This is a genomic window from Ketobacter alkanivorans (genome assembly GCF_002863865.1).
GTDB classification, from domain to species: domain Bacteria; phylum Pseudomonadota; class Gammaproteobacteria; order Pseudomonadales; family Ketobacteraceae; genus Ketobacter; species Ketobacter alkanivorans.
In genome coordinates this window covers 1,335,001-1,346,944 of record NZ_CP022684.1, presented here as the reverse complement: position 1 = coordinate 1,346,944, position 11,944 = coordinate 1,335,001, and the positions used below count along the sequence as shown (strand labels likewise).

Genomic DNA, 11,944 nt, shown 5'->3' with positions numbered 1-11,944 from the left:
TGCGAGTGTGCCATCGCGCCGAAAGCACAGTTAAGAGGGTATTCCATGCGAATTGATCGTTTGACCAGCAAATTGCAAATGGCGCTGTCTGATGCTCAGTCCATTGCGGTGGGCCGGGATCACAATTTTATCGAGCCGCTGCACGTGTTGTCAGCCATGTTGGATGACAGCTCCGGCAGCATTAAGCCTTTGCTGGCCCAGGTTGGCGTAAACGTCGGTCAGTTGAAGGATGAAATTACGGCACAGTTGATTCGTTTGCCGCAAGTTCAGGATCATGATGGTGATGTTCACATGTCTAATGACATGGGGCGCATCCTTAATGTGGCGGACAAATACGCGCAGCAACGGGGTGACAAATATATCTCCAGTGAAATCGTGGTGTTAGCCATGGTGGAGGATAAAGGGGTTACCGGAGCCATTTTCAAAAAACTGGGTGTTACCAAGCGCGATCTGGAAACAGCCATCGAGAAAGTACGTGGGGGTGAACAAGTGAACGATCCCAATGCAGAAGAGTCCCGGCAAGCGCTGGAGAAATACACCATGGATCTGACCAAGCGTGCCGCCGATGGCAAGCTGGATCCTGTTATCGGGCGGGATGATGAAATCCGCCGCACCATTCAGGTATTGCAGCGTCGCACTAAAAACAATCCAGTGCTTATTGGTGAGCCCGGTGTGGGTAAAACTGCCATAGTGGAAGGCTTGGCGCAGCGTGTGGTGAATGGTGAGGTGCCTGAAGGTCTCAAAAACAAACGTGTGCTTTCCTTGGATATGGGGTCACTGCTGGCGGGTGCCAAATATCGAGGTGAATTTGAGGAGCGCCTCAAATCCGTTCTCAATGAGCTGGCCAAGGAAGAGGGTAGTGTGATTCTCTTTATTGATGAACTGCACACCATGGTGGGCGCTGGCAAAAGCGAAGGCGCGATGGATGCAGGCAATATGTTGAAACCTGCGCTGGCCCGTGGTGAGTTACATTGCGTGGGTGCGACCACACTGGATGAATACAGAAAGTACATCGAAAAAGACGCTGCATTGGAACGCCGTTTCCAAAGGGTGCAAGTGGATCAGCCCACCGTTGAGGATACCATTGCGATTCTGCGCGGTTTGAAAGAGCGTTACGAAGTTCATCACGGGGTTAACATTACCGATTCTGCCATCGTAGAAGCGGCCAAGCTGTCACAGCGTTACATCACGGATCGGCAACTGCCCGATAAAGCCATCGATCTCATCGATGAAGCTGCCAGCCGCATTCGTATGGAAATGGACTCTAAGCCGGAAGAGCTGGATCGTCTGGAGCGCCGTCTAATTCAGTTGAAGATGGAGCGTGAAGCGTTGAAAAAAGAGGAGGATGAAGCCTCTCGCAAACGCCTCGACAAGCTCAATGAAGATATCGACAAAATTGAACTTGAATACGCCGATCTGGATGAAGTGTGGACGGCAGAAAAAGCCTCCCTCCATGGTAGCCAGCAGATCAAGGCGGACTTGGAGCAAGCACGAATCGACTTGGAGCAGGCCCGGCGCAGCGGTGATCTGACCAAAATGTCCGAGCTGCAGTATGGGCGCATTCCAGAGCTTGAAAAACAACTAGATATGGCAGCTCAGGCTGAAATGATGGAAATGAAGTTGTTGCGCAACAAGGTCACCGAGGAAGAGATTGCCGAGGTGGTTTCCAAATGGACCGGTATTCCGGTTTCCAAAATGCTCGAAGGTGAGCGTGAAAAACTCCTGAAAATGGAGGATGCCTTACATCACCGTGTTGTGGGTCAGCATGAGGCCATAAAAGCGGTATCCGACGCGATCCGTCGTTCTCGGGCTGGATTGTCTGACCCGAATCGTCCTAATGGTTCGTTCCTGTTCCTTGGCCCTACTGGTGTAGGTAAAACGGAGTTGTGCAAGGCCTTGGCGACATTCCTCTTTGATACCGAGGAGTCGCTGGTTCGCATCGATATGTCGGAGTTTATGGAGAAGCACTCGGTGGCTCGCTTGATCGGTGCGCCTCCCGGCTATGTGGGTTACGAGGAGGGCGGCTACCTGACCGAAAGCGTACGCCGTAAGCCTTATTCGGTTATTTTGCTGGATGAGGTAGAAAAAGCGCACCCCGATGTGTTTAACATTCTATTGCAGGTGTTGGAAGACGGACGGCTTACGGATGGACAGGGTAGAACCGTGGATTTCCGTAATACGGTGATTGTGATGACCTCTAATATGGGCTCAGATGTGATTCAGACCATGGCTGGAGATGAAAACTACGAGCAAATGAAGTCTGCAGTGATGGACATCGTGGCCACTCATTTCCGTCCTGAATTAATTAACCGCATCGACGAGGTAGTGGTGTTCCATCCCTTGCTAAACGAGCAGATTCGAGGCATTGCCGAAATTCAGTTGGCCAACCTGCGCAAACGACTGGCTGATCGTGACCTGGCACTGACCCTGTCTGAGGGGGTGATGGCCAAACTGGTTGAGGCCGGTTTCGATCCGGTGTACGGCGCACGACCACTGAAGCGGGCGATTCAGCGTGAAATAGAGAACCCGCTGGCGCAGTCAATATTGTCCGGGGAGTTCCTGCCCGGCGAAACCATTCGTGCAGAGCTGGATGGAGATGGTATCCGTTTCGACAAATAGCCTTTAATTATCAATATTATACATTTCGTAGATACGAAGGCCTGCGTTACGCAGGCCTTTTTTCTTTGAGCGTTAGCGTTTCCGGATTAAACGGTAATGGAGGTACAGGATACAGATAATCAAGCTATCCTTTCCTTATAGATCGCAATGTTTAAGAGGGCACGTGGTGCAGCTATCTCAACACCGATGTAGTGTGTTTTGGGTATTCGGTTTGGTGTGTGTGGGGCTCATCTTGGATCTCGCCCTGTTCAACAGTTCGAGGGCATCTGCGGGGATTCAGTTGTCAGCGCTTGAGGATGGGGCCTTTCAATACAATGAATTAGAGTATGTGTTAGTGGATCGGGACAGCGCTTTTGATCCTCTTGATACAGATTTGGTGTGGCAACAACACCCAGATAGCGTTCCAAACTTCGGTTTTAGCAATTCGCAGCTGTGGTTGCGGTTTGTTATTGAAAACCCCACGCCGCATGAAGTCCATCGCTTGCTGGAAGTGAGCTATCCATTGTTAGACCGGGTTGAGCTGCGTCACATGCAGGGGCAGCGCCAACTGCAGACGCTGGTGCTGGGTAATCAGGTGGATTTTGACCATCGCCCCATCAATCACCGGCATCTGATCTTTCCTGTTACTATGCCTGCTGATTCCAGTACAACACTTTATCTTGGCGTTAAAGGTGGCAACGCTATTCAGGTGCCGATGGCGCTGTGGCGCGAGTCTACTTTTTGGCGTGTCGATCAGCAGAGGCTGTCGTGGCAAACCGTATACTATGGTTTGATGATTGCCATGATCTTCTACAACCTGTTTCTGGTGTGGGGCGTTCGTGATATTACCTACTTGTTTTATGTAGGTACCATGGCGGGCGTATTGATCTTTCAGGCGATTCTGCATGGTGTTGCTTATCAGGTTTTATGGCCTGAGTTCACCGATTGGAACGCCGTCAGCATGGCGTTTTTCATTCCTTTGGCGAACGGGTTTTCAAGCCTGTTCTCCAATAAAATGCTGCGCATTCGTGAAGTGTCCCCGCCTTTGTACAAGGTTATGTTGCTCCAGATAGTCAGCGCTCCCTTTTTGGCAATTGCCAGCCTGATCTTTCCGTTTCAGTATGTGGTTCCGATATCCACCTTCATGACCGTAGTGAGCGCTGCCAGTGTTGCTTATATTGGCATCCGTTACTGGGCTCGATATGAGACAGATGCGCGGATATTTTCAGTGGCGTGGGATGCTTTCGTGCTTGGTTGTTTGGTCATGGGGTTGAATAAATTTGGCCTGATTCCCTATAACTGGCTGACCGAGAACTTGATGCAGATTGGTTCTGCATTGGAAACCATATTGCTTTCCCTGGCGTTGGCGGCACGTATTAACCGGTTGAGAGAGGACAGCCTAACCCTGCAAAAGGAGCAGCTCCAGGCTCGCGAGAAAGAAATTCAGGCCGACAAAGAACTACTGGCAGCCAAGTATGAAAGCAAAGCCAAAAGCGATTTTCTGGCCGTGATGAGTCATGAAATCCGAACACCCATGAACGGTGTTTTGGGGGTGCTTGACCTGCTTAAGGACACACGTTTGGATGCAGAGCAAACCAGAATGATTGGCACCATAGAGAGTTCTGGCAAGCTGCTGTTAAATATTCTCAACGACATCCTTGATCTGAGTAAAGTTGAGTCAGGAAAACTGGATTTGGAGCAGATCCCGCTATCCCTGCAACAGATTATCGATGATGCTGTGATTATCTATGATGCATCAGCCAGTCAGAAAGGGTTGATGATGTCGTCGTTTGTCAGCCCTCAGATTTATGCGCCGCTGTTGGGTGATCCAACCCGAATCAAGCAGATTATTTATAACTTGTTGGGTAATGCCATTAAGTTCACCGATCGAGGTCACATCTTCATCAGTGCTCGTAGTGTGGCTGTTGATGGTCAGCGTCAGACGGTAAGATTGGAAATAATTGACTCGGGTATTGGCCTAAGCCATGAGCAGGAACAGAAGCTATTCGATTCGTTTACCCAGGGGGATACTTCAACCAATCGTAAATTTGGAGGGACAGGGCTCGGTCTGGCCATCAGTAAGAAGCTGACTGAAGCGATGGGCGGCAACATCGGCGTTGAAAGTATTCAGGGAGAGGGTAGTGTCTTTTGGGTTGAGTTAGGTTTTCCCTTGGGCGCAGACGCAAAGCAGCCCCAACTGCCTGACCCCATGCCATCGGTTGCTGTCGTAGGTGGTGCTGCTCAGCTCAACCACTTCGTTTGCGAAAGTCTGGAGCGCGAAGGGGTCACTATTGTCGCGGTCACCACAAAGCCAGATATCAGAATTCAAATTGATGAACATGGGGTGATGTTGGAGCAGTGCAGCAGCGCTGTTGCGATCAACCCCAAACGCAGTTACAAAGCCCCTTTTGCTATTAACGCATGGCTAGGTTGGCGCGATGTTTCAGCAGCGTCACGGGATGTGGATGTGGCTGATAATACACCGCTGTTGCCGGTGAAGGTCTTGGTGGCAGAAGATAACCCGGTTAATCAGATGGTCATTCGAGAATTGTTGAAGCCTTTGGTGGGTGAGGTGGATATAGCCGGGGATGGTCGTGAAGCCGTAGAGCTTTACCAGCAGTCCAATGGTGCCTACGACTACATCTTTATGGATTGCGAGATGCCTGAATTGGATGGTTACGATGCTACCCGCCAGATCCGTGCACTGGAACATGATTTAGGGTTAGAGAAAGTGAAGATTATTGCGCTTACGGCCCATGCCTTTGATGAGTTCAAGCAGAAGGCATTTGATGCCGGAATGAATGGGCATTTATCCAAACCCATCAACAGAAGTGCCCTTAAGGCATTTTTTTATCAGGATGGCTTGGGCGCTCGCCGGGCAGTTTGAAACCGGCGCGCCCTGTCCGCAAGAGGCTGCCTGCTGCTATAAGCCTTTGCAGTTATCGTCAATATACTTTTGTATTTCCTTGGTTCTGGCGCTAATTTCTTCGGCACTCAGATATCGGATAGTGCCATTTTCGTCAGTTTGCTTAACTCGGCTGTTAGCTTGTAGCTGAGATAAGTTCTGCCGCTGAATTTTGCAGTTGTTAGCCATTATCTCTTTGTTGCGGCGTTCGACCTCAGCATTGGGGTCTTCCTTTGGGGCTTGGTCTTGCTGAGCGGCTTTCCGCTGCGCATCCAATTTATCCAGCTCTTTGGCTTGATCGCTCGATGCGCCGGCTTTGACGTTGATTACAACAGCGGTTTCGGTATCAGGCGGGTTTTCACCGTAATGGGTTACACCGGCTCCATCCACCCATTTGTAGAATTTTCCTGCATGGGTAAGTGGTGAAGTTATCAGCGCAAAGCACAGCACTGAAAAAATGAATAAAGGTCGTTTAATCATGATGTTGCCCATGTTTGTAGAAATACTACCCTAACTATAGCCGCTTAATGGGCACCTTCGTAGGAATTCAGTGCTGATTTGTGAATTCATTACTGCAATTTTGGAAGTATAGATTAGCCCACGCTAAGTGCATGGTTTTCCACACAAAGCCCTTCTATTGACAAAATTCACATCCATGTCAAGATATGCGGCTCACTGAGGTGGGTGCAGACTGGAGGGAGATACCCGGCCGGGCTGCGCTAGAGCGAGAGTATCGCCACTTTTAGGCAGGCTGCGGATACCCGGTTTTCCTGCCATACCCCGTCGATCTCGCTAGATAAATCATAGGCTTAACAGCGTATGAGGCAACCCGGCCAAAACCCCTGGGCTCTGGTTGCCAAGCTAGCTCTGACCCACAGGCCACCCCATACCGAAGTCGACTGCGGTGGGGTGGAACTGACATTCATGACTTTAATTGGTTCGTAACAGGCTTGAGCGCACGCTGGCTGGCTAGAAAGGCCGGTGCCGATTGCTCAATAGAAGGTGTGAGATCGTGGAACTTTTATCTGGTGCAGAGATGCTCATCCGCTCCTTAAAGGATGAGGGTGTAGAAATCATATTCGGCTACCCTGGTGGTGCCGTGCTGCATATATATGATGCGCTATACCAGGAGCCCAGCATTTCCCACGTGCTGGTTCGTCATGAGCAGGCTGCTGCTCACATGGCTGATGCGTTTTCCCGCAGCAGCGGCAAAACGGGGGTGTGCCTGGCTACTTCAGGCCCTGGCGCAACCAATACAGTAACCGGTATTGCTACCGCTTACATGGATTCCATCCCCATGGTCATCATCACGGGGCAAGTGCAGTCTGACTGGATCGGCGACGATGCCTTCCAGGAGACCGATATTGTGGGCGTGACTCGGCCTATCGTGAAGCACAGCTTCATGGTGAAAAAGACCGAAGACATTCCGTCCATCATCAAGAAAGCCTTTTACATCGCCAGCACCGGTCGCCCTGGCCCAGTGTTGGTGGATATTCCCAAGGATTTGACCAACCCGGCGGTTACCTATGAGTACAGCTACCCCTCCAAGGTGAAGCTGCGTTCCTACAATGTGGTATCCAAAGGTCATTCTGGACAGATCAAAAAAGCCGTCGACCTGCTGATGGCTGCCAAGCGTCCTATCTTTTATACCGGTGGTGGTGTTATTCAGGGCAATTCAGCCGCTGAGCTTACCGAATTGGTTCGCAAAATGGGCTTCCCTTGCACCAACACCCTGATGGGGTTGGGTGGTTTTCCAGGGGATGATCCGCAATTTGTCGGCATGCTGGGCATGCACGGAACCTACGAAGCCAACATGGCTATGCATCATGCCGATGTGGTAATGGCTATTGGCGCTCGTTTCGACGATCGAGTAACCAACCACACCGGCAAATTCTGCCCCAACGCCAAGATCATACACGTAGACGTGGATCCTGCGTCCATCGCCAAAAACATACCTGTCGACATCCCGATCGTGGGCCCGGTTGATCAGGTGTTGAAAGAGATGCTGGAGCAACTCGAGAAAACCGATGAGAAGCCAGATCCGCAGGCGCTTGAAGCCTGGTGGAAGCAAATTGAAGCCTGGCGCGCATACCACGGCATGCGTTACGAAACCAAGACTGGATTGCTTAAGCCACAGCAGGTTATCGAAGAGCTGTATCGGGCTACTAACGGCGAAGCCATTGTTACCTCGGATGTTGGTCAGCATCAGATGTTCGCCGCCCAGTACTACAAGTTCAAGTATCCGCGTCAGTGGATCAACTCTGGTGGTTTGGGCACAATGGGATTTGGATTGCCTGCGGCCATGGGCTGTCTGGCGGCAAAGCCTGATGCCACGGTGGCTTGTGTAACCGGTGAAGGCAGTATTCAGATGAATATTCAGGAGCTGTCCACCTGCTTGCAATATAACTTCCCCGTCAAAATCATCAATTTGAACAACCAGGCCCTGGGCATGGTTCGTCAGTGGCAGGACATGCAATATCAGGGGCGTCACTCCAGCTCGACCTACGAAGAATCGCTGCCTGATTTTGTTAAGCTGGCGGAATCTTATGGGCATGTGGGAATACGAGTTACCAAGCCGGAAGACCTTGAGGGCGCAATGAAAGAGGCCTTTTCACTGACAGATCGTCTGGTGTTCATGGATATCTCCGTTGATCCCAACGAGCACGTATATCCTATGCAGATAAAAGAAGGCTCCATGCGTGACATGTGGCTGAATAAGACGGAGCGTACCTGATCATGCGACGAATTATTTCTATCCTGTTGGAAAACGAACCGGGTGCATTGTCGCGAGTTGTAGGCTTGTTTTCCCAGCGCGGGTACAACATCGAAACTCTGACAGTGGCGCCCACCAATGATCCAACCCTGTCCCGGTTGACACTGACCACATCGGGCTCGGATCGTACCATCGAGCAGATAACCAAACAGCTCAACAAGCTGATCGAAGTGGTTAAGCTGGTAGATCTCAGCGAAGGCGCTCATATAGAGCGTGAGTTAATGCTGGTTAAGTTGAAAGCCACCGGTGCTCAGCGTGCTGAGATCAAACGTACTGCTGATATCTTTCGCGGCCAAATCGTGGATGTGACCAGCTCGGTCTATACCGTGCAGTTGGCAGGTGCCAGCGATAAGCTGGATGCATTTCTGGAATCGGTGGGCGAGGCTTCCATCCTGGAAGTGGTTCGCTCCGGTGTTTCCGGTATTGCCCGTGGTGACAAGGTACTGGCGCTTTAAGTCTGGCGCAAACAAGTAACACACTTAATTATTATTGCGAAGAAAGCATTTACACATAGAGGAAGAACCATGCAAGTTTATTACGACAAAGATTGCGACCTTTCCATTATCCAAAGCAAGAAAGTTGCGATCATCGGTTACGGCTCACAAGGCCATGCGCACGCCAACAACCTGAAAGACTCCGGCGTTGAAGTCGTGGTAGCTCTGCGAGAGGGTTCTGCAACCGCTGCTAAAGCCGAAGCCGCTGGTCTGAGTGTCAAGTCTGTGCCAGAGGCAGTGCAGTGGGCTGACCTGATCATGATCCTGACTCCAGACGAATTTCAGGCTCAACTCTACAAAAACGAAATCGAGCCTAACCTGAAGCAGGGCGCAACCCTGGCATTCGCTCACGGTTTTGCTATCCACTACAATCAAGTTGTACCTCGTGCAGATCTTGACGTCATCATGGTTGCTCCTAAAGCACCTGGTCATACAGTGCGCTCCGAGTTCGTTAAAGGCGGTGGTATCCCTGACCTGGTTGCCATCTATCAGGATGCTTCCGGCAATGCCAAAAATGTAGCTCTTTCTTATGCTTCCGGCGTAGGTGGTGGTCGTACCGGCATTATCGAAACTACGTTTAAAGATGAGACCGAAACAGATCTGTTTGGTGAGCAGGCGGTTCTGTGTGGTGGTGCAGTCGAGCTGGTTAAAGCCGGTTTTGAAACCCTGGTTGAAGCGGGTTATGCCCCTGAGATGGCGTATTTTGAGTGTCTGCACGAGTTGAAGCTGATTGTAGATTTGATGTACGAAGGCGGTATCGCCAACATGAACTACTCAATCTCCAACAATGCAGAATACGGTGAGTACGTAACGGGTCCAGAGGTCATCAATGATGAGTCCCGTGCTGCCATGCGTAATGCGCTTAAGCGTATTCAGGATGGTGAGTATGCCAAAATGTTCATCGCAGAAGGTGCGCACAACTATCCTTCCATGACAGCGTATCGTCGTAATAATGCAGCGCACCCTATTGAGCAGGTAGGTGCTAAGTTGCGCGAAATGATGCCTTGGATTCAGGCTAACAAAATCATCGACAAGTCCAAGAACTAAGCGGCCTATTCGGTGACAAAAAGCGCGGCGTTTGCCGCGTTTTTTGTTTGCGGCCATTAAAATAGATCAATGCAGTTGCAAAATAGGCATTTAAACACCACATTTAGCGAGTAACAGATTCGTCGGTAAGGTGCGGAATATGGTAGACAAACGGCAGCATCCCAAAAAAAAGGACACAAATCCGACTCGGCAGCCTGTCGATGAGAGCATCGAGGCTGAATCGGCCACAGACCAGCAGGATTATGAAGAGCATCATGACTTTGACGATCACGATGGAGTGACGTTTGAGGTCGTAGAGGGTGAGGAGCTGGAGGGAGGCAAAAAAATCCGCCGCCGAGGCGTCTATTTACTACCCAACCTGTTCACAACGGGCGCGCTCTTTTCAGGTTTCTACGCCATCATCGCCGCAATGAACGGCATGTTCGAGCAGTCGGCCATTGCAGTATTCGTTGCCATGATACTGGATGGGCTTGATGGGCGCGTTGCACGGATGACCAACACGCAGAGTGAGTTTGGTGCACAGTACGACAGTCTTGCCGATTGCATTTCCTTCGGGGTGGCACCTGCGCTGGTGTCTTATTCTTGGTCGTTGTCCAGTATGGGTAAAGTCGGGTGGATGGTGGCCTTCGTTTACGCAGCCTGTGCTGCACTCAGGCTGGCCCGTTTCAATGTTCAGATCGATACAGCAGATAAACGATACTTTACTGGGCTGCCCAGCCCTGCCGCCGCCGCGGTGGTTGCAGGCATGGTCTGGTGCGGGACGGAGTATCAGCTCGATGGCCAGGTTATTGCCGTGATTGCCGCTCTCGTCACAGGGTTTGCAGCCGTTATGATGGTGAGCAACGTCAAGTACAGCAGCTTTAAAGAGCTGGACTTCAAAGGGCGAGTGCCATTTGTTGCCATCCTTGTGGTGGTGTTGGTGTTGGCCGTTGTTGCCTCCTACCCCTCGCAAATGCTACTGGCAATCTTTCTGCTTTACGCGCTCAGTGGCCCGTTGCTGGCGTTGCGTCGAAAATCTAGCTAGCAAGCAGAAACATTAGCGGGGTATCTGCGTCTATATAATTACAGACAGACGAGGATACCCCGATGCTGATTAAGGCTAGCGACAAAACAACCCCCAAATCCTATGAGCTTACCTCAGAGAGCGATTACTGGTCCCGTCGCGCCTGGCTTAAGGCTGCAGGCTACTTCGGTGCTGGTTTGGCTGCTGCGGTCAGTCTGCCTGTGGTGGGGGCTCCTGCCTCGCCTGAAACATGGCAGGCAATGCTCAAGCAGAAGCTGGCCGACAGTGTCGCATGGGCTGGTTCATCCAGAGATAAGCCCACACCTTACGAAGACATCATCCAATACAATAATTTCTACGAGTTCGGAACCGGTAAAGACGATCCTGCTCGCCTTAGTAAATCATTCAAGGTTGACCCTTGGCGTGTGCAGGTGGCGGGGGAGGTGGCAAAGCCAGGCAACTTCACGCTGGAGGACATTCTCAAGCCGCACGCGCTTGAGGATCGCATATACCGATTTCGCTGCGTCGAAGCATGGTCAATGGTGGTGCCTTGGGTTGGCTTCCCGCTAGCGGATCTTCTCAGGCGGTTTGAGCCCACATCAAGCGCAAAATATGTGCGATTTGAGACGTTGGTTGATCCGGACCGATTCCCTGCTCAGCGTTTCGGTCGCTCAACCATATCATGGCCTTATGTGGAAGGGCTCAGGATGGATGAAGCCATGCATCCGCTGACATTGATGGTCGTAGGCGTATACGGTAAAACCCTGCTGCCGCAGAACGGTGCGCCATTGCGTCTAATGGTGCCTTGGAAATATGGTTTTAAAAGCATCAAATCCATCGTCAAAATCGAATTTACCTCCACCGCCCCCAAAACAACCTGGCAGCAACTGGCTTCAAGCGAATACGGGTTTTACGCCAACGTGAATCCAGAAGTTGACCATCCACGCTGGAGCCAAAAGCGTGAGCGCCGTCTCCCCAATAGCCTGTGGGATCCCAACTGGGTACCAACCCAAAAGTTCAACGGCTATGAGGAGCAGGTGGCTGCCCTATACGACAAAATGAACCTGCGCACCCATTTTTGAGCGTCTAATGCTTAAATCTTCGTCATTGTTAAGAGCGTTCCT

General features: G+C 51.1%; 9 protein-coding genes (1 of these 9 cut by a window edge). 8 read left to right on the top strand and 1 reads right to left on the bottom strand.

Going from position 1 to position 11,944, the window contains the following annotated elements; genetic code table 11:
• Positions 1-45: 45 nt before the first annotated feature.
• Together clpB and Kalk_RS05685 are read left to right on the top strand one after the other, a co-directional pair.
• Entirely contained in the window at positions 46-2,619 is a 2,574-nt protein-coding gene (gene clpB / locus Kalk_RS05690) for an ATP-dependent chaperone ClpB (RefSeq protein ID WP_101893282.1), read from the top strand.
• Positions 2,620-2,899: 280 nt separating this feature from the next.
• Entirely contained in the window at positions 2,900-5,485 is a 2,586-nt protein-coding gene (locus Kalk_RS05685; protein WP_158643325.1) for a hybrid sensor histidine kinase/response regulator, read from the top strand.
• A gap of 36 nt (positions 5,486-5,521) precedes the next feature.
• On the opposite strand, the gene Kalk_RS05680 is transcribed toward Kalk_RS05685, so the two are convergent.
• Positions 5,522-5,983, bottom strand: a complete 462-nt coding sequence (locus Kalk_RS05680; RefSeq protein WP_158643324.1) for a DUF4124 domain-containing protein — start codon at positions 5,981-5,983, stop codon at positions 5,522-5,524.
• Between the two features lie 532 nt (positions 5,984-6,515).
• On the opposite strand from Kalk_RS05680, the gene Kalk_RS05675 reads away from it, so the two are divergent.
• The 6 genes from Kalk_RS05675 to Kalk_RS05650 all read left to right on the top strand — a co-directional run.
• Entirely contained in the window at positions 6,516-8,237 is a 1,722-nt protein-coding gene (locus Kalk_RS05675) for an acetolactate synthase 3 large subunit (RefSeq protein ID WP_101893279.1), read from the top strand.
• Positions 8,238-8,239: 2 nt separating this feature from the next.
• The gene (gene ilvN, locus Kalk_RS05670; RefSeq protein ID WP_101893278.1) at positions 8,240-8,731 is read left to right on the top strand and encodes an acetolactate synthase small subunit; all 492 of its coding nucleotides are present in this window, start codon (positions 8,240-8,242) and stop codon (positions 8,729-8,731) included.
• 33 nt (positions 8,732-8,764) lie between these two features.
• Positions 8,765-9,817 (top strand): ketol-acid reductoisomerase, encoded by a 1,053-nt coding sequence (gene ilvC / locus Kalk_RS05665; RefSeq protein WP_324774888.1) that lies wholly within the window; start codon positions 8,765-8,767, stop codon positions 9,815-9,817.
• Between the two features lie 139 nt (positions 9,818-9,956).
• On the top strand, positions 9,957-10,841 hold the full coding sequence (gene pssA, locus Kalk_RS05660) for a CDP-diacylglycerol--serine O-phosphatidyltransferase (protein ID WP_101893276.1): 885 nt from the start codon (positions 9,957-9,959) through the stop codon (positions 10,839-10,841).
• Positions 10,842-10,903: 62 nt separating this feature from the next.
• Positions 10,904-11,902, top strand: a complete 999-nt coding sequence (gene msrP / locus Kalk_RS05655; protein WP_101893275.1) for a protein-methionine-sulfoxide reductase catalytic subunit MsrP — start codon at positions 10,904-10,906, stop codon at positions 11,900-11,902.
• Positions 11,903-11,909: 7 nt separating this feature from the next.
• A protein-coding gene (locus tag Kalk_RS05650; RefSeq protein WP_101893274.1) for a protein-methionine-sulfoxide reductase heme-binding subunit MsrQ crosses the window boundary here: on the top strand, positions 11,910-11,944 show its 5' portion. The gene runs 544 nt beyond the window's last position; only the first 35 of its 579 coding nucleotides appear in the window; the start codon lies at positions 11,910-11,912; the stop codon falls past the right edge of the window.

What these genes read in the sequence shown, in the direction of transcription:
- clpB (WP_101893282.1), top strand. Translation starts at nt 46, where the DNA reads ATGCGAATTGATCGTTTGACCAGCAAATTGCAAATGGCGCTGTCTGAT.
- Kalk_RS05680 (WP_158643324.1), bottom strand. Translation starts at nt 5,983, where the DNA reads ATGATTAAACGACCTTTATTCATTTTTTCAGTGCTGTGCTTTGCGCTG.
- ilvN (WP_101893278.1), top strand. Translation starts at nt 8,240, where the DNA reads ATGCGACGAATTATTTCTATCCTGTTGGAAAACGAACCGGGTGCATTG.
- pssA (WP_101893276.1), top strand. Translation starts at nt 9,957, where the DNA reads ATGGTAGACAAACGGCAGCATCCCAAAAAAAAGGACACAAATCCGACT.
- msrP (WP_101893275.1), top strand. Translation starts at nt 10,904, where the DNA reads ATGCTGATTAAGGCTAGCGACAAAACAACCCCCAAATCCTATGAGCTT.